At 68.8% G+C, this 18,010-nt stretch carries 12 protein-coding genes and 5 pseudogenes; 9 read left to right on the forward strand and 8 right to left on the reverse strand.

All coding sequences use genetic code 11. The annotated features are described in order from the left end of the window. The first annotated feature begins 345 nt into the window (after window positions 1-345). A complete protein-coding gene (locus FRZ33_RS15795; RefSeq protein WP_265468747.1) occupies window positions 346-597 on the forward strand; it encodes a PH domain-containing protein in 252 nt (83 codons plus the stop codon). Here the strand turns inward: FRZ33_RS15795 and FRZ33_RS02265 are convergent. The 5 genes and pseudogenes from FRZ33_RS02265 to def all read right to left on the reverse strand — a co-directional run bounded on the left by FRZ33_RS02265 (window position 572) and on the right by def (window position 6,363). Then, window positions 572-2,029 carry a TrkH family potassium uptake protein gene (locus FRZ33_RS02265; RefSeq protein ID WP_227978027.1) on the reverse strand — a complete coding sequence of 486 codons (1,458 nt, stop codon included), beginning with the start codon at window positions 2,027-2,029 and terminating at the stop codon, window positions 572-574. The genes FRZ33_RS15795 and FRZ33_RS02265 overlap by 26 nt on opposite strands. Next, window positions 2,026-3,405 carry a Trk system potassium transporter TrkA gene (trkA, locus tag FRZ33_RS02270; RefSeq protein WP_146907364.1) on the reverse strand — a complete coding sequence of 460 codons (1,380 nt, stop codon included), beginning with the start codon at window positions 3,403-3,405 and terminating at the stop codon, window positions 2,026-2,028. Before trkA ends, FRZ33_RS02265 begins: the two co-directional genes overlap by 4 nt. Window positions 3,406-3,557: 152 nt before the next feature. Continuing rightward, a pseudogene (rsmB, locus tag FRZ33_RS02275) lies at window positions 3,558-4,876 on the reverse strand (16S rRNA (cytosine(967)-C(5))-methyltransferase RsmB). After that, window positions 4,873-5,793 carry a methionyl-tRNA formyltransferase gene (gene fmt, locus FRZ33_RS02280; protein WP_146910549.1) on the reverse strand — a complete coding sequence of 307 codons (921 nt, stop codon included), beginning with the start codon at window positions 5,791-5,793 and terminating at the stop codon, window positions 4,873-4,875. The pseudogene rsmB and the gene fmt overlap by 4 nt, the downstream one beginning before the upstream one ends. Window positions 5,794-5,800: 7 nt before the next feature. Then, window positions 5,801-6,363, reverse strand: a pseudogene (gene def, locus FRZ33_RS02285) (peptide deformylase). Between the two features lie 86 nt (window positions 6,364-6,449). On the opposite strand from def, the gene FRZ33_RS02290 reads away from it, so the two are divergent. From FRZ33_RS02290 to FRZ33_RS02310, 6 genes and pseudogenes are all read left to right on the forward strand, one after another. Next, window positions 6,450-7,556 carry a LysM peptidoglycan-binding domain-containing protein gene (locus FRZ33_RS02290; protein WP_146907366.1) on the forward strand — a complete coding sequence of 369 codons (1,107 nt, stop codon included), beginning with the start codon at window positions 6,450-6,452 and terminating at the stop codon, window positions 7,554-7,556. 64 nt (window positions 7,557-7,620) lie between these two features. Next, window positions 7,621-8,736, forward strand: a pseudogene (dprA, locus tag FRZ33_RS02295) (DNA-processing protein DprA). A gap of 35 nt (window positions 8,737-8,771) precedes the next feature. Continuing rightward, window positions 8,772-9,244, forward strand: a pseudogene (locus FRZ33_RS02300) (DUF494 family protein). A gap of 109 nt (window positions 9,245-9,353) precedes the next feature. Then, complete coding sequence (locus FRZ33_RS15010) at window positions 9,354-9,593, forward strand: DUF4339 domain-containing protein (protein ID WP_158637048.1); 240 nt, start codon at window positions 9,354-9,356, stop codon at window positions 9,591-9,593. Further along, window positions 9,590-10,009, forward strand: coding sequence for a pilin (locus FRZ33_RS15015; protein WP_158637049.1), 420 nt, complete (start codon window positions 9,590-9,592; stop codon window positions 10,007-10,009). Before FRZ33_RS15010 ends, FRZ33_RS15015 begins: the two co-directional genes overlap by 4 nt. A gap of 168 nt (window positions 10,010-10,177) precedes the next feature. Continuing rightward, window positions 10,178-12,642 (forward strand): annotated as a pseudogene (locus FRZ33_RS02310) (DNA topoisomerase I); the annotation flags it as partial. Window positions 12,643-12,751: 109 nt separating this feature from the next. On the opposite strand, the gene FRZ33_RS02315 reads toward FRZ33_RS02310, so the two are convergent. Then, on the reverse strand, window positions 12,752-14,329 hold the full coding sequence (locus tag FRZ33_RS02315; protein WP_146907370.1) for an amidohydrolase family protein: 1,578 nt from the start codon (window positions 14,327-14,329) through the stop codon (window positions 12,752-12,754). An 83-nt stretch (window positions 14,330-14,412) separates the two neighbouring features. Here FRZ33_RS02315 and FRZ33_RS02320 point away from each other — a divergent pair, with 83 nt between their 5' ends. Further along, window positions 14,413-14,958: a DUF4124 domain-containing protein gene (locus tag FRZ33_RS02320; protein ID WP_158637050.1), complete on the forward strand. Its 546-nt coding sequence runs from the start codon at window positions 14,413-14,415 to the stop codon at window positions 14,956-14,958. Between the two features lie 3 nt (window positions 14,959-14,961). On the opposite strand, the gene FRZ33_RS02325 is transcribed toward FRZ33_RS02320, so the two are convergent. After that, on the reverse strand, window positions 14,962-15,738 hold the full coding sequence (locus FRZ33_RS02325) for an SDR family oxidoreductase (protein WP_146907373.1): 777 nt from the start codon (window positions 15,736-15,738) through the stop codon (window positions 14,962-14,964). 57 nt (window positions 15,739-15,795) lie between these two features. Between FRZ33_RS02325 and FRZ33_RS02330 the strand changes: the two genes are divergently transcribed. After that, window positions 15,796-16,032 (forward strand): hypothetical protein, encoded by a 237-nt coding sequence (locus FRZ33_RS02330; protein ID WP_146907374.1) that lies wholly within the window; start codon window positions 15,796-15,798, stop codon window positions 16,030-16,032. Window positions 16,033-16,083: 51 nt separating this feature from the next. Here the strand turns inward: FRZ33_RS02330 and sppA are convergent, their stop codons facing one another. After that, window positions 16,084-17,949: a signal peptide peptidase SppA gene (sppA, locus tag FRZ33_RS02335; protein WP_146907376.1), complete on the reverse strand. Its 1,866-nt coding sequence runs from the start codon at window positions 17,947-17,949 to the stop codon at window positions 16,084-16,086. Between the last annotated feature and the right edge of the window lie 61 nt (window positions 17,950-18,010).

Below are 18,010 nucleotides of genomic sequence, written 5' to 3' on the forward strand. Positions count from 1 at the left end.
GGCGGCGCAGCCTGCGCGTGGACAGCGCGTCGGTGGATACCGTCAACGACCAGCGCTCGCTGCGCGACCTGGCGCCGGTGGCGACACCGGAAACGATGGACGGCCTGATCCGCCACCTGCTGCCCGGCGGCCATTGGCCGTTGCAGGACTGGCGGCCGCTGCATCCGCGCGCCTGGCGGCGGCAGTTCGCCCTGCCCGCGTTGTTCGCGCTGGTGCTGACCGCCGTGCTGACTTGGCGCCAGGGCCTGGGGCCTGGCCGCGCTGGCGCTGCTGCCGCTGTTGCTGGTGCGTGCGCGGATCTGGGCGCGCCACGCCGGTTATTGCCTGGAGAATGGCGTGATCGCGGTGCGCGAGGGCTGGCTGGACAAGTCCTGGCGCTTCGCCGAAACCGGCAAGCTGCAGGCGCTGCGGCTGACGCGCTCGCCGTTCGACCGCCGGCACGGCATGGCCAGCCTGCTGCTCGACACCGCCGGCGCCAGCCCGTTCGAGCCGCCGCTGCGCATCCGCTACCTCGCCGAAGCCGAGGCGCGAGCGCTGCACGACCGCCTGGCGGCCGCGATGGACGCCGCGCCTACTCGCGCCAGAACTGCGGCGTAAGCAGCACCAGCAGCGAGAACACCTCGAGGCGGCCCAGGATCATGCCGAGCGTGCCGAGCCAGACGGCGCCGTCGTTGACCCCGGCGAAATTGCTGGCCACGTCACCCAGGCCCGGGCCCAGGTTGGTCAGGGTCGCGACCGCGCCGCCGAACGAGGACTCGATGTCCAGGCCGGTGAGGTTCATCGCCAGCATCAGTGCCACGAAGCACAGCATCCAGATGGCGATGAAGCCGCTGACCGACAGCACCACGCTTTCCGACACGCGGCGTCCACCCATCTTCATAAGGAACTGCGCCTTCGGGTGCACCAGCTGCTTGATTTCGCGGTAACCCTGCCGGACCACCATCACTACGCGCGCCACCTTCAGGCCACCCACCGTCGAACCGGAGCAACCGCCGATGAAGGCCACGCCGACCACCAGCAGCGGCGCGGCGCCCGACCACTGGTCGAAGCCGGACACGGCGAAACCCGTGGTGGTGATCGAGGAGACGATCTGGAATGTCGCGTACCGGAAAGCATCGGCGAAATGCAGGTAGTCGCCACCCACCCAGATCATCAGCGCCACCAGCACGCTGGCAACGGCGACGATGCGCAGGAAGGACCGTAATTCCGAATCGGTGCTGTAGACCGCCATGGACGCGCGCCGCCAGGCGACGAAGTGCAGGCCGAAGTTGACGCCGCCCAGCAGCATGAACACCACGGCGGTCCACTCCAGGATCGGGCTGTCCCAATACCCGAACGCGGCGTCGTAGGTGGAAAATCCGCCGGTGCTTACCGTACTCATCGCGTGGCAGATCGCCTCGAACAGGGTCATGCCGCCGAACCAGAACGCCAGCGCGCACAACACGGTAAGACCGAAATAGACGCCCCAGAGCGCCTTGGCCGTTTCGGCGATGCGCGGCGTGAGCTTGGTGTCCTTGGTCGGCCCGGTGCTTTCGGCGCGGAACAGCTGGGTGCCGCCGATCTTGAGCATCGGCAGGATCGCCACTGCCAGGATCACGATGCCCATGCCGCCCAGGAACTGCAGCAACTGGCGGTAGAACTGCACGCTCTGCGGCAGGTCGTCCAGACCGACGATGACCGTGGCGCCGGTGGTGGTCAGGCCCGAGGTGGCCTCGAAGATCGCGTCGGTGTAACTCAGGTGCGGCGGGCCGTGCACGAAGGGCAGCGCCGACACCAGGCTGGCGAACACCCAGGTCAGGGTCACGATCAGGAAGCCGTCGCGCAGGCGCAGGTCGTAGTTGACGTGGCGCACCGGCGCCCACAGCAGCAGGCCCAGGAAGCCGCTGGCGAGGAAGCTGCCGAAGAAGACGTGCGCCGTGCCCTCTTCGTTCCAGACCAGGGCCAGGAAGGCCGGCGGCAGCTTGGTCAGCGACGACAGGACGATGATGACGCCCAGGATGCGCTGGATGGCGCGGAAGCGCTGGCTCACAGCCAGGTCGCCCCGGTCTGGAACAGGGCGCTCACCTGGGCCATCTCGCGTTTGTCCATCACGAACAGGATGACGTGGTCGCCCGGTTCGATCACCACGTCGTGGTGGGCGATCAGCAGCTTGTCGCCGCGCACCAGGCCGCCGATGGTGGTGGCCGGCGGCAGTTCCAGTTCATCCAGGCCGCGACCGACCACCTGCGAGGTGCGGCGGTCGCCGCGCACCACCGCTTCGATCGCTTCGGCCGCGCCACGGCGCAGCGAATAAACCCGCGCCGGCGCGCCTTCGCGGATGTGCGCCAACAGCGCGCCCAGCGTCACCAGCTGCGGACTGACGGCGATGTCGATGGTGCCGCCCTCGACCAGCTCCGCGTACGACGGCCGGTTGATCAGCGAGATCACGCGCGGGCAGCCCATGCGCTTGGCCAGCATCGCCGAGAGGATGTTGGCCTCGTCGTCGTTGGTCATGGCGCAGTAGACGTCGGTCTGGTCGATGTTCTCCTCGCGCAGCAGGTCCTCGTCGGCGCAGTCGCCGACCAGCACGATGGAGTTGAGCAGGTCCTCGGCGATGCCGCGGGCGCGTTCGCGCGAACGTTCGAGCACCTTCACCGAATAGCGCGATTCCAGGCTGCGGGCCAGGTTGCGTCCGATGTTGCCGCCGCCGGCGATCAGCAGCCGGCGCGCGGGGCGCGGGTCGACCTTGCGCAGCTCGCTCATCACCGTGAGGATGTTCTTGCGGTCGGCGAGGAAAAACACCTCGTCGTCCACCTCGATCACGGTGCTGCCTTCGGGCTTGACCGCCTTGCCCTTGCGGAAGATCGCCGCCACGCGCGCATCCACGCCGGTGGGCAGGTGTTCGCGCAGGTCGCGGATCTCGTGCCCGACCAGGGCGCCGCCGGGCACCGCGCGCACCGCCACCAGCTGGGCGCGGCCGTCGGCGAAGTCCAGCACCTGCAACGCGCCCGGGTATTCGATCAGGCGTTCGACGTGGCGGCAGACCAATTGTTCGGGGCTGATCGCCGCACTGACCGCGGAATGCTCCGGATCCGCCAGCGCCGCCACCTCGAGGTATTGCGCTTCGCGCAGGCGGGCCACGCGGGTCGGGGTGCGGAACTGGTGCTGGGCGACCTGGCAGGCGATCAGGTTGACCTCGTCGCTGGAGGTCACGGCGACCAGCAGCTCCGCCTCCTCGGCACCGGCCTGGGCCAGCACGCTGGGCAGCGAGGCGTGGCCGACGACGGTGCGGATGTCGAGTTTTTCCGCCAGTTCACGCAGGCGGTTGTGGTCGGTGTCCACCACGGTGATGTCGTTGTTCTCGGAGGCCAGGGCCGACGCGACCGAGGTGCCGACCTGGCCCGCGCCCAGGATGAGGATCTTCATGACGCCATGACCTTCTTTTGATCTGGTTCCGCTGGAAGCCGCATCCCGGCACCGGCCGGTGCGGCTAGTCTACCGGGCAGGACCCTGCCCCGGCAGCCACGTCAACGCCAGTGAAAGCCCACGCCTGGTGATCACGCCCGGTCCGGCCCGGCTCAGCCCTGCCGGACCAGTGCGGCGTAGAAGAATCCGTCCATGCCGTCCTCGCCCGGCAGGCGCTGGCGGCCGGCGCCGCTGGCGCGGCCGAAACGTTCGTCCAGCGGCGTGGCGACGGCATCGGGCGTGCGCGCGAGGAAGGCGTCCACCTGCCGTTCGTTCTCATCGCGAAGGATCGAGCAGGTCGCGTACACCAGGCGCCCGCCCGGCCGCAGCAAGGGCCAAAGGGCATCCAGCAGCCGCGCCTGGGTCTGCACCAGCACCGGGATGTCGGTGGCGCGACGATGCCATTTGATGTCGGGCTGGCGACGGATGATGCCGGTGGCCGAACACGGCGCATCGAGGAGGATGGCGTCGAACGGTTCGCCATCCCACCAGTCCGTCGTCGCGGCGGCATCGGCGACCCGCAGCTGCACGTTTGGCGTGGCCAGGCCCTGGCGGTCGAGCTGCTGGGCCACCCGCTGCAGCCGTCGCGCCTCGATGTCGATCGCCAGCAGGCGGCCGTGGTCCGGATCGAGGCGTTCGGCGATCTGCGCCGACTTGCCGCCCGGGGCGGCACAGGCGTCGAGCACGCGCTCGCCCGGCTGCGGGTCCAGCGCCAGCACGGCCAGCTGGGCGGCGCCATCCTGGATGCTCAAGGCACCGGTGTGCCAGAACGGAAGCCGTTCGACCGGCAGCGGGTCAAGCACGCGGACGGCATTGGGCAGTCGCTCGGTAGCCTCGGCCGCGACCTCGTCCTCGCGCAGAGAGCGCAGCAGGCGGTCGATGCCGAGCTCCCGCGGATTGCAGCGAAGCCAGAGCGGCGCCGGCTGGTTGTTGGCGGCCAGGATGTCCTGCCACTGCCCGGGCCAGTCGGCGCGCAGGCGTTCGACCAGCCAGTCGGGATGGCTGCCGGAAACGGCGGGATCCGGGCTTTCCGGCAGGGATTCCCGGCTGGCGCGGCGCAGCAGGGCATTCACGAAACCGACCAGCGGCGCCCTTCCCAGCTCGCGGGTGGCTTCCGCCGTGGCGGACACGGCCGCATGCGCCGGCAGGCCGGGGCGTCCATCTGGGCCAGGCCCGTGAGCAGCAGGCAATGCACCGGGAAATCGCGTTTGGCCAGGGGCTTGGCCAGCCAGGCGGAAAGCACGAATTCGTAACGCCGGCGGTGGCGCAGGGCGCTGAAGCAGATCGCTTCCAGCAGGGCGCGGTCGCGAGTGTCCTGCAGCGCGGCCAGGGCCGGTCCGAGTTGGGCTTTCAGCGAGCGCCCCTCGCCCAACACCGCCACCAGCACCCGCGCGGCACGCGCCCGCAGCGCCGAGCCGGCCGGGGCCGTCATGGGGTCTTCAAGGCCGGGCGGGCATTGAGGTAGTCCGCCGCGGACACCGGCCGACCGCCCTCGCGCTGCACGCGCAGCAGGCGCAGCGCGCCTTCGCCGCAGGCCACGTCCAGGCCGTCGCGGGTGGCGGCCAGGAGCGTGCCGGGTGGCCGGTCGTGCCTGGTTGGCAGGGCACGGGCGGCATGGACACGCAGGCGCTCGCCGGACAGTTCGGCTTCCGCCACCGGCCAGGGATCGAAGGCGCGAACGCGGTTGGCCAGCGCGGTCGCCGGCAGCGCCCAGTCCAGCTTCGCCTCGGCTTTGTCTAGTTTGTGCGCATAGGTCACGCCTTCGGCCGGCTGTGCCTGCGGCACCGGCCGCATGCCGGCGCGCAGCAGTTTCAGGCCGTCGGCCAGCACTTCGGCGCCAAGCGCGGCCAGGCGATCGTGCAGGCTGCCGCCGGTGTCTTCAGGCGTGATCGGCGTGGCCAGGCTCAGCAGCACCGGGCCGGTGTCGAGGCCTTTTTCCATCTGCATCAGGCAGACGCCGGTTTCGCTGTCGCCGGCCTCCAGCGCGCGCTGGATCGGCGCCGCGCCGCGCCAGCGCGGCAGCAGTGAGGCGTGCACGTTCCAGCAGCCCAGGCGCGGGATGTCGAGCACCGACTGCGGCAGGATCAGGCCATAGGCCACGACAACGATCAGGTCGGGGCGCAGCGCCTGCAACTGCTCGCGCGCTTCGGCACGTTTGAAGTTTTCCGGCTGGAACACCGGCAACCCTCGTGCCAACGCCTCGACCTTGACCGGCGACGGCGCCAACTGGCGGCCGCGGCCTGCGGGGCGATCGGGCTGGGTGTAGACGGCAATCACTTCGCCGCCTTCGGCGGCAGTACGCAGGCAGGGCACCGCGAAGCCGGGCGTGCCGGCGAAGACGATGCGCAACGCCATGTCAGGCGGCCGCGTCGGAATTGCGCTGCTGCTTGGCCAGCTTCTTGCGGACCTGCTCGCGCTTGAGCGGCGAGAGGTAATCCACGAACACCTTGCCGGCGAGATGGTCCATCTCGTGCTGGACGCAGACCGCCAGCAAGCCGTCGGCGTCCACCTCGAAGGACTTGCCGTCGCGGTCCAGCGCACGCACGAGGACGCGGTCGGCGCGCTTCACGTCGGCGTAGATGCCCGGCACGGACAGGCAGCCTTATGGTAGACCTGGCTGCCCTCGGACTCGAGGATCTCCGGGTTGATGAACACCATTGGCCGGCTTTTGTCTTCGCTTACGTCCAATACCAGCAGGCGCAGGTGGACATCCACCTGGGTCGCGGCCAGACCGATGCCCGGAGCGGCATACATGGTCTCGAACATGTCGTCGATAAGACGGCGCAGGGTGTCATCCACCTGCTCGACCGGCTTGGCGACGGTTCGCAGCCGGGGATCGGGGAATTCCAGGATGGAGAGCTTGGCCATGGACGGGGAAATGGGGAATACGGGACCGGACCTCAAGGGCCGGCGCATCATTATACCCCGGGCGGGCTTGCAATCCCGGCCCGGATTTGGGCTATAGTCGCCCAACCTGTCCGGGGAAAATCAGGTGGATAGCCGCCATGCTTAAACGGCTTCTTGCAGTTACCGCTGCCATGTTGCTCACCCTCGCCACTGCCGCGATCGCTGCGGAGTTGGCCGAGGATCATCCGACGACCTACACGGTCAAAAAGGGCGACACCCTTTGGGACATCGCTGGGCGCTTCCTCAAGAAGCCCTGGCTCTGGCCCGAGATCTGGCAGGCCAATCCGCAGGTCAAGAACCCGCACCTGATCTTCCCGGGTGACGTGCTCAGCCTGGTCTACATCGACGGCGAGCCGAGGATCACCTCGGAGGGCCCGCAGATCGGCGAATCGGTCAATACGATTCCGCTGTCCGATGTCGAGCCTTTCCTCAGGCAGTTCACTGTGGTCGACGACGCCCAGTCGCTGCCCTATGTGATCGGCCTCGAGGACGACCGCATCTACAGCACGGCCGGCCAGTTGGTGTTCGTCCGCGGCCTCGACGGCGCACAGCCGGGCCAGGTGGTCGACTTCACCCGTCCGGTGCACACCTTCGGTGGTGGCGACGCCGAGGAGGGCCCTGGCCGCTCGGTGCTCGACTACCGCAGCGCCCGCACCCACACGCATTGGGGCAACCCGCCCGGCTTCGGCGAAGCCGACGGTGAGCATCTGGGTGATGAACTCCAGCTGCATGCAACCGGCGAAGTGACCCAGATCCAGGGCGAAGTCGCGGTTGTGGTGCTGCGCGAGGAAGGCCGCGAGGTCCGGGTCGGCGACCGCGTACTGCCTTCCGAGGCGCAACCCTACGATCTGCAGTTCATGCCCCGCGCTCCCGACAGCATCCCCGAGAACGCCCGGGTCCTGTCGGTCGCCGACGGCATGCAGGCCGGCCCGCGGCTGGTGGTGGCGCTCTCTGTTGGTGCCCGCGACGGCATCCGCAACGGCCACACCTTCTCGATCTGGCACGACGGCGCGCTGCGTCCGGATACCGTCAAACACGGCAACCTGATGTCGGCCAAGGCCGACAAGGTCGAGATGCCGGACGATTTCGTCGGCCACCTGATGGTGTTCCGCACCTTCGACAAGGTCAGCTACGCGCTGGTGATGAATGGCATCCGCCCGACGCATCCGGGCGACCTGCTCAAGCATCCGGACGCGAGCCAGTAAGACACGTCGGATGGCATAGCTCCTACATCGCGGCGCCTTCGGGCGCCGCGATGCTGTCGGGGCCATGAACTCCGACCTCGCACTGCTCACGCTCGCCCGGGCGAAACTGCCCGACGCCCTGCTCCGCCATCTGCTCGAACACCACGCCAGCCCGGAAGCCGCGCTGCACGCCTGCCGCCACGGCGCCGGCCTGGCACAGGCGGCCGGCGATCCCGCGGCGCTCCAGCCGCCCGATCCGCGACGGCTGGACGCCGACCAGGCCTGGCTGGCCGATCCGGACCATCACCTCATCGGCTGGCACGACCCCGATTACCCCGCCCTGCTGCGGCGCAGCCCCCAACCGCCGCCCGTGCTCTTCTGCGTAGGGAACCCCACCCTGCTCTGGTCGCCGCAGATCGCCATCGTCGGCAGTCGGCGCCCCAGTGCCGGCGGACGCGACCAGGCGCGGCGCTTCGGGCGCCGACTCGCGGGCGCCGGCTGGACTGTCACCAGCGGCCTGGCCGAAGGCATCGACACCGCCGCACACCTGGGTGCCCTGTCCACCGGCCGCACGCTGGCCGTGGTCGGCACTGGCCCGGACGTGTCCTACCCCGCCGCAAATGCCGCTCTGATGAGGCGCATCGCCACCGAAGGTGCCGTGGTGAGTGAGCACCCGCCCGGCACGGGCGCCCTGGCAAGCCATTTTCCCAGCCGAAACCGCATCATCGCCGGCCTCAGCATGGGCACCTTCGTGGTCGAGGCCGCCCTGCGCTCCGGCGCCCTGATCAGTGCCCGGCTGGCTGCCGAAGCCGGGCGGGAGGTGTTTGCCCTCCCCGGTTCGGTCGACAACCCCATGGCCCGCGGCTGCCACCGGCTGATCCGGGACGGTGCCGCCTGGTCGAAGAGCCGGCCGAGCTGATCGCCGCCCTCGCCCCGCTCGCGTCCAGCCTGGCCGATGCCCTGCGCGGACGCCTGTCGGACCTGTCAAACACCGGCGTTTCCCGGTCAGGCCAGGGACAGCCGACAGGGGATGAGGACCACAACCGGCTGTGGTCGGCCTGCAGGGCACGACCCAACCGGCATGGATGTGCTGGCCGCACGTACAGGATTGACGGTGGCCGCCCTGTCCTCCATGCTGCTGCTCATGGAGCTGGACGGGCGCGTGGTCGCCGACAACGGTCGCTACGCCCGCCGGTCCTGACCTTCCCACCGCGCCACGGGCGCAGGCTGAGGGTAATGAAAGAGACCATACTGGACGTCCTGCTGTACCTGTTCGAGCACTACTTCTACGACGACCCCGACGCCGTCCGGGATCGCGACTCGCTCCAGAATGGCCTGATCCAGGCCGGCTTCAGCCCCGCGGAAATCAACAAGGCCTTCGACTGGCTCGATGAACTCGCGCGCCAGCGGCCGGCCGCGGCCGGGCCGCGCCTGAACACGCCGGTGCGCGTCTATGCCGAGCCTGAACTCGACCGCCTGGACACCGAATGCCGCGGCTTCCTGATGTTATGGAGCACAGCGGCGTGATCGATGCCGACCAGCGCGAGCTGGTGCTGGACCGGGTCATGGCCCTGGACCAGGACGACGTGGACGTGGACGACCTCAAATGGGTCGTGCTGATGGTGCTGTTCAACCAGCCCGGGTCGGAAGCGGCCTATGCCTGGATGGAAAGCCAGATGTTCGAGGACGAACCCGAACCGGTGCACTGACACCAGGCGGGAAACAGCGACGCCCGGCCCAGGCCGGGCGTTTGTTTTGGGCCGCGGCATAACGCGGCGATTTCACAGGGGAGCATGGGGATGAGCACCCTGGTACTACGTGGACCGCGGTCAGAACCGCCAAGGCCCGGTGGACGGCACCGCGCTGGCCGAAGCGCTGCGGCAGGGCCAACTGGACGACACCAGCCTGGTCTGGCGCGAAGGCCTGGCGCAGTGGTCGCCACTGGGCCAGTTCCGGGAGGAGCTGGGGCTGGGCGCGGCCGCAAATCCTCCCCCGCGCCTGCCCCGCCCACCGTTGCACCCGCCGCGGCTCCGGAAAAGAAGCGCAGCGGCTGCGTGATCGCGGCGATCGTCCTGGTGGGCGGCGGCCTCTTCCTGATCGTCGTGCTGGGCATCCTGGCGGCCATCGCCCTGCCCGCGTATCAGGACTACATCATCCGATCCAAGGTGGTGGCGGCCCACATCGAGGCCCGAGGCGCGCGGGTCGCGGTGGAGGAGTTCGTGCTCAACACCGACCGCTGTCCGCGGGACGCGGACGAGCTGCAACTACCGCCGGTTTCCACCCCGGGAGTCGCCATGCGCGAGATCGGTGAAGCCCATACCGGCATGTGCATCATCGAAGTCGAAATGGCCGGCGATTTCGCCGGTGGCAGGCTGGCCGGCCAGCGTCTGCGGCACAGCCGCGACAGCGCCGGCGACTGGTATTGCACCAGCGGCAGCATCGACAGCAAGTACCTGCCGGCCGACTGCCGCTGAGCCCACCGGCAACGCCCGTCCCGGCCCCGGCCGGGGCCGGGGCTCCGGGGCCCTTGCTTGACAGGGCCTGCCGGGCTGGTGCCTTAATGAAAAAGACCCCCGGCCCGCGACCCCCGCGGGCCGTGCCATCTTGGCGCCCCGCTGAGGGCGCCGCGGAGCACCCCGGCCATGGCCAAGAACCTCCTCATCGTCGAGTCGCCTGCCAAGGCCAAGACGATCAACAAGTACCTTATGGGCAAGGACTTCCATGTCCTGGCCTCGTACGGCCACGTCCGCGACCTGGTGCCCAAGGAGGGCGCGGTCGACCCGGACAACGGCTTCGCCATGCGCTACGAGCTGATCGACAAGAACGAGAAGCACGTGGACGCCATCGCCAAGGCCGCCAAGGGCGCCGAGGCCATCTACCTCGCCACCGACCCGGACCGCGAGGGCGAGGCGATCAGCTGGCACATTTCCGAGATCCTGAAGGAGCGCGGCCTGCTCAAGGGCAAGGCCCTGCACCGGGTCGTGTTCACCGAGATCACCCCGCGCGCCATCCGCGAGGCGGTGGAACATCCGCGCCAGGTCGCCTCCGACCTGGTGGACGCCCAGCAGGCGCGCCGCGCCCTGGACTACCTGGTCGGCTTCAACCTCTCGCCGGTGCTGTGGCGCAAGGTGCAGCGCGGCCTGTCCGCCGGCCGCGTGCAGTCGCCGGCGCTGCGCATGATCGTCGAGCGCGAGGAGGAGATCGAAGCCTTCGTGCCGCGCGAGTACTGGTCCATGGAGGCCGAACTCAACCACCCGCAGCAGGCCTTCACCGCCCGCCTGGTGAAACTCGACGGGCAGAAGTTCGAACAGTTCACGATCACCGACTCCAAGACCGCCGAGGCGCGCGCGCGCGCCTGGTGAAGGCCGCGGGCGAAGCCCTTCGCGTCACCGACGTGGTCAGCAAGGAACGCAAGCGCCGCCCGGCGCCGCCCTTCATCACCTCGACCCTGCAGCAGGAAGCCGCGCGCAAGCTCGGCTTCACCACCTCGCGCACCATGCGCGTGGCGCAGAAGCTCTATGAAGGCGTGGCGATCGGCGAGGAAGGCGCGGTCGGCCTGATCAGCTACATGCGTACCGACTCGGTGAACCTCTCGCAGGAAGCCGTGGCCGAGATCCGCGACGTCATCGCCCGCGACTTCGGCACCGGCGCCGTGCCGGACAAGCCCAACGAATACAAGTCCAAGTCCAAGAACGCCCGGGAAGCGCACGAGGCGATCCGCCCCACGTCCGCCCTGCGCACGCCGGCCTCGGTCGCCAAGTACCTCGACGACGACGCCCGCCGCCTGTACGAACTGGTGTGGAAACGCACCGTCGCCTCGCAGATGGTGCCGGCGACGATGAACACGGTGTCGGTGGAACTGGCCGCCGGCAGCGAGCACAGCTTCCGCGCCAGCGGCACCACGGTGATCGACCCGGGCTTCCTGGCCGTGTACGAGGAAGGCAAGGACGCCAAGAGTGCCGAGGACGACGACGAGGGCCGCAAGCTGCCGCCGATGAAAACCGGCCAGGCCGTGCCACTGGGCAGCATCCACACCGACCAGCACTTCACCGAGCCGCCGCCGCGCTTCTCGGAAGCCTCGCTGGTGAAGGCGCTGGAGGAATACGGCATCGGCCGTCCGTCCACCTACGCCAGCATCATCCAGGTGCTGCAGAACCGCGAATACGTCTATCTCGACAACCGCCGGTTCAAGCCCAGCGACGTCGGCCGCGCGGTGGCGAAGTTCCTCACCGGCCACTTCATGCAGTACGTGGACTACGACTTCACCGCCAAGCTCGAGGACGAACTGGATTCGGTCGCGGCCGGCGAGGCGGCATGGATCCCGCTGCTCGAACGCTTCTGGAAGTCCTTCAAGACGACCGTGGATGAGAAGAGCGAATCCGTGGACCGCTCGGAAGCCACCGGCTCGCGCGTGCTCGGCATCGACCCGAAATCGGGCAAGCCGGTGTCGGTGCGCCTGGGCCGCTACGGGCCGTTCGCGCAGATCGGCACCGCCGAGGACGAGGACAAGCCCAAGTTCGCCTCGCTGCGCCCCGGCACCAGCATGCACACCATCACGCTGGAGGAGGCGCTGCCGCTGTTCAACCTGCCGCGCAGCCTCGGCCAGCACGAGGGCAAGGACGTCACCGTCGCGATCGGCCGCTTTGGCCCGTTCGTGAAACTGGGCGACACCTATGCGTCGCTCGGCAAGACCGATGACCCGTACACCATCAGTTTCGAGGCCGCGGTCGAACTGGTGCGCGCCAAGCTCGAGATGATCGCCAACCGCACCATCAAGGTGTTCCCGGGCACCGACATCCAGGTGTTGAACGGCCGCTACGGCCCGTACATCACCGACGGCGAGAAGAACGGCAAGATCCCCAAGGACCGCGACCCCGCCAGCCTGACCCAGGCCGAATGCGAGGCGTTGCTGGCCGAGGGCAAACCGGTGCGCAAGGGCGGCCGCTTCGGCAAGAAGGTCGCCGCCAGGAAGGCACCGGCGAAGAAGGCCACCAAGAGCGCCGACAAGACTGCCGCCGCGCCGGTGAAAAAGGCCGTGGCCAAGAAGGCGCCTGCGAAGAAGGCCGCCAAGAAGCCGGCCAAGAAAGCCGTCCGCAAGACCACGGCAAAAAGGCGGCGCCGCGGAAGACGGCCTGATCGGATCGCTGGTTCGCCACGCCATCCGCCGACAGCGGCGGTGGCTGGCAACGCCCCGGCGCGGCTGCGCCGGGGCCGGTTCATCCGCCGGGTTGGCGCAGGCTTTCGATGCCGCGCTTTTTCTTTTCCTGCTCGACGATCCGCCGCACGTCATCCAGCAGCGCCGGCGCGTCGTACACCAGCCCGCCCTTGATCGTGTAGCGCACGCCGCCCACGCGCTGCAGTTGCCCGTCATCACCCAGCCGCAGATGGCCGGTGCCGTAAAGCACCTTCAGGTTGGCCAGCGGGTTTTCCGACAACACCACCAGGTCGGCCAGCTTGCCCGCCTCGACCGAACCGATGCGATCGGCCGCGCCTAGCGCCTCGGCCCCCGACAGCGTGCCGGCACGGATCACTTCCAGCGGATGGAATCCGGCTTCGCGCAGCAGCTCGAGTTCCTCGATGGTGCCGAAACCATAGGTCTTGTAGATGTAGCCCGAGTCGCTGCCCACCGTGACCCGGCCGCCGCGATTCTTGTAGTCGTTCACGAAGGCCATCCAGCGCCGGTAGTTGTCCTTCCAGGCGGCCTCCTCCTCGCTGCCCCAGTCGAAGAAGAAACTGCCGTGGTTGTCGCGGTTGGGCGTGAAGAAGTCCCACAGCGCCGGATGGGTGTAGGCCGCGTGCCAGTCGGCGGTACGCGCACGCATCAGGTCGCGGGTGGCCTGGTAGATGGTGAAGGTGGGGTCGAGCGTGAACCCGAGTTCCAGCAGCTCGGTGATCACCGCTTCGTAGCGTTCGCTGCCCTTTTCGCTGGCCTGCGCCCACAGTCGCCCGGCCTGGCCGAAGCGGTGCTGTTCGTTCATGTAGTTGTAGTCGGCCGGGTACTGCTGCACGGTCTGGCCGTCGAACAGCGCTTCCGGCAAACCGTACCAGTGCTCCATCGTGGTCAGGCCCCAGCGCGCGGTGGTCAGCACGTTGACGCGCGCGACGTCGAGCTGGGCGTGGTGGCAGGCGCTGCGCATGCCCTGCTTCTCCAGTTCGTCGAAAGCGGCTTCGAGGATGTCGGGCCGGTAGCCGAAGCACTTCATGCCCACGGCGCCCTTGGCCTTCATCGAACGCACCCACTCGCGCGCCTGCTCGGGCGTGGTGATCGGCGTGTCGCGGCCCATGCCGAAAAAGGCATAGGGATAGATGCGCGGCGCGGTGATGGCGTTCCCGGCACTTCGGCGCGCCTCGGACACGCACCAGTCGATGCCGTTGCCGCAGCCCGGGTCGCGCACGGTGGTGATGCCGTGCGCCAGCCAGAGCTTGTAGACGTATTCGGCGGTGACACCCTGCTCGTCGCCGCCGATGTGGCCGTGCATGTCCACCAGCCCGGGCATGACGAACTGGCCGCCGAGGTCGATCTCGCGGCCACCCGCCTTCAGCACCGGGCGGTTCGCCGGGTCGATCGGCGTGTTGGCGCTGCCGACGATGTTCACCGAGACGATGCGCTCGCCCTCGATCACGATGTCCACCGGCCCGTAGGCCGGCGCGCCCGTGCCGGTGATGACGGTGGCGCCGCGCAGGATCAGCTGCGGATAGGGGCCATCGCCCTCGGCCCGCGGCGGAGCGGCGGGAATTGCGGCCGCGACGGGCTGGACCAGCAACAGGGCAAGCAGGAACAACGTTCGGCTCATGGGCGGGGTCCGGACTGGAATTGGTGGCGGCGCAGGTGGATGATGCGGGCATGCGCACATGCGGGTGGCCAAGCTTAGCCATTTTGCTGATCGCCGTCGGCCCGGCCGCGGCGGACGACATCACCGTGTACCGCTGCAAGGGCGGCAACGGCCAGGTCACCGTGCAGGACAGTCCCTGTGGATCGGGGCAGACCGAAGTCTCGCGCAGCAGCATGACCCGCCCTCAGGATCCGCCGCCGAAACCGGCCGCGCCGCCCCCACAACCACCGGACGACGAACCACTCCCCGCCCCCGACTACGCATCCTCCGTCCTGCTCAGGCCGCCGCCGCTCTACCAGTGCACCGACTATGACGGTGACGTGCGCTACAGCGAGGATTACGACCCCGCCAATCGTTGCGTGCCGCTGGCGGTGCTGGGCTACGGCTTGACCGGCCCCCAGGCCGCCACGGCCTGCCGCTGGGTGCAGGAGTCGTGCCTGGAAATGGACGACGCCAGCGCCTGCGTGCAGTTCAAGGCGAAACTCAAGCAGGCCCGTTCGGACGCCCTGCATGCCTTCAGCGACACTGCCGCCTTCAGGAAATCGGAAGTGCAGCGGCTCGAGCGCATCGTCAACGACAGCTGCCGCTGAGTTTCAGAACCCGTAGCGCAGGAAGCCGCCATCCACCGCGATGCATTCGCCGGTGACGTAGCTCGCCGCCGGAAGGCACAGGAACGCCACCGCCGACGCCACCTCCTCGGGCTCGCCGACCCTTCCCATCGGCGTGCGTTCGATCACCCCGTCCAGGTAATCGGCATCAGCGAGCGCCGCCGAGGTGCGGCGGGTGCGGATGTACCACGGCGCGACCGCGTTGACGCGCACACCGTCCTCGGCCCATTCGCAGGCCAGGTTGCGGGTCATCTGGTGCAGCGCGGCCTTGCTCATGCCGTAGGCCACGCCGGTGCGCACGTGGGTCAGGCCCGACACCGAGCCGACGTTGACGATGCTCGAGGCCGCGTGCTGGCTCAGCAGCGGGAAGGCGAAGCGGCACAGGTCGAAGGCCGAGAAGATGTTGGTCTCGAAGATCGCCCGCCATTCGTCGTCCGAATAGTCCAGGGCGCTGCGCGGCGTGTTGGCGCCGACGTTGTTGACCAGGATCTGCAGCCCGTCGCCGAGATCCTCGACCCAGTCGAAGACTTCGCGGCGCTGCTCCGGGTCGGCGATGTCGGCCGGAAAGGCGCGCACGTCGGCCTCGGGGAACTGTTCTTCGAGTTCGAGTTGGGTGGACTCGAGCTGGCCGCCATCGCGCGCCACCAGCAGCACGTCGGCACCCAGGCCCAGCAGTTCGGCGGCCACCGCGCGGCCGATGCCGACGCTGGCGCCGGTCACCAGGGCCATCTGTCCGTCCAGTCGCCAGCGGTTCGCACTCATCGGCGTCTCCTGAGGTCCGGGCGTAGGATACCGGCCATCGCCACCCGGAGCGCGGCCATGTCCCGATCGTTGAAGCTGTTTCCCCTCGTCCTGCTGCTGGCCGCCTGCAGCGACCCCATCAACGAACCGCTGCCCGAGCCCTCGCCCGACCCGCAGACGGCCGCCGCCGCAACGGAAGCCACCGAACTGCGCGATGCCATCCAGGCGCCGATCGACAAGGCACGCGCCGTCGAGGAAACACAGGCGGCCGAAGAAGCCGAACGCCAGGACACGCTGGAAAACGCCGGCGGCTGAAAATGCGGACGCCCGGGCAAGCCCGGGCGTCCATTCAATCCCCGGGTCCGGTCAGTAGGCGCAGAGGCAATGCGCCACGGCGCGGAACGGGCTGCGTCCCTTGCCGTCCAGCCAGGCCAGCTCGCGCTCGACCGTGGCCAGGGTGCGGCGGTCGAGCAGCAGCGGCGTCGGCGCCAGAACGCGCAGCAGGCCGCGGGTGCGGGCATTGCCGCCCATGTTGACGATGGCCTGTTCGAACGACGTCAGCGGCTTCTCGATATAGGTCACGCCGTAACTGTCGGGTTCGAGCTTGGCCAGCTTCACCGTCTCCGCCAGCGCGGCTTCGAAACCGCCCAGTTCGTCCACCAGGCCGCGTTCCTTGGCCTGCGCGCCGCTCCAGACGCGACCGCGGGCGTGCACGTCGATCTGCTCCGGGGTCGTACCGCGCGCGGCGGCGACCTTGCCGGTGAAATCGGCGTAACCCTTGTCGATCACCGACTGGATCAGCGCGCCGACGTTCGGATCCAGCGGGCGGGTGGGGTCGAAAGCACCGGCCAGCGACGTGGTGCCCACGCCATCGGTGCTGACGCCGATCTTGTCGAGCACGCGCGGCGCCGTCATCCACAGGCCGAAGATGCCGATCGAGCCGGTGATGGTGGATTCGTCGGCATAGATCCGGTCGGCGTTCATCGAGATCCAGTAACCGCCCGAGGCGGCCACGTTGGCCATCGACACCACCACCGGCTTGCCGGCGGCCTTGATCAGCTCGACTTCGCGGCGGATCTGCTCGGACGGGAACACGCCGCCACCCGGGGAATCCACGCGCAACAGCACCGCCTTGACGTTCTCGTCCTCGCGCGCCTGCTGCAACAAGGCCGAAGTGGACTCGCCGCCCACCGTGCCCGGCGGCTGCTCGCCGTGGCTGATCTCGCCCTGCGCCACGACGACCGCAACCTGCGGCCGCCTGTCCATGCCCAGGTTCTGGCGCGCCAGCTGCTGCAGGTAGGCGCGCAGTTCGATCTGGCGGAACGTCTTGTTCTCTTCGTCCAGCGCGCCGCGCTCGACCAGCATCTGTTCGACTTCGTGGCTGGTCTTGAGGCCATCCACCAGCTTCTCGTCCAGCGCCAATTGCCCGAGGTCGCCGCCGGCGGCAGCGACGCGCGCGGGCAGTTCTTCGATCATCGCGGTCAGTGCCGACGGTTCTAGCTTGCGGGCCTGGCCGATGTCGGCGAGGAAACGCTGCCAGACGTCGTTCATCCAGTACAGGTCGGCCTCGCGCGCCTCGGGCGAGGCGCCGTCGAGCACGTAGGGTTCGGCGGCCGACTTGTACTCGCCCACCTTGAACAGGTGCACGTCCACGCCGAGCTTGTCCTGCAGGCCCTCGCGGTAATACATGCGGTAGCGGCCGAAACCTTCCAGCAGCACGCCGCCCTGCGGGTCCATGTACACCTCGTCGGCCTGGGCCGCGAGGTAGTACTGCTTCTGCTCCATGTCGGTGCCGTAGGCCACGACCTGCTTGCCCGAGGCGCGGAAGTCACGCAGCGCCGCGGCCAGGTCGCGCAGCGCCGCGAAACCGGCGGCGTTGAAACCGTCGGTCAGCAGCACGATGCGGTCGATGCGCTTGTCGTCCTTGGCGGCCTTGATCGCCCGCAGCAGGTCGCGCAGCTGGATTTCCGGCGCGCTTTCGCCGGTCGCCTGGTTGATGATGCGCTCCACCGGCGCCGAGCTGAACTGCTCGACCAGGTTGCCTTTCATCGGCAGCACCAGCGCCGACTTGTCCTGCAGCGGCTGCACGCCCGGGCTGGCGACGATCGCCACCAGCACGAAGAACAGCACGAACAGGAAGATCAGATTGAAGACCAGCCGCCGGGTGAAGTTGACGGTGTTCCAGATCCCGACCAGAACGCGGCGGATCGGGCCGGGTTGCGACTCAGACATGGGAAAACTCCGGTAATTCCAGTCCGCAGCATACCCAGCCCGGGTGAAATCCGCATAAGCC

It is taken from the genome of Arenimonas daejeonensis, from assembly GCF_007993735.1.
GTDB lineage: Bacteria > Pseudomonadota > Gammaproteobacteria > Xanthomonadales > Xanthomonadaceae > Arenimonas > Arenimonas daejeonensis.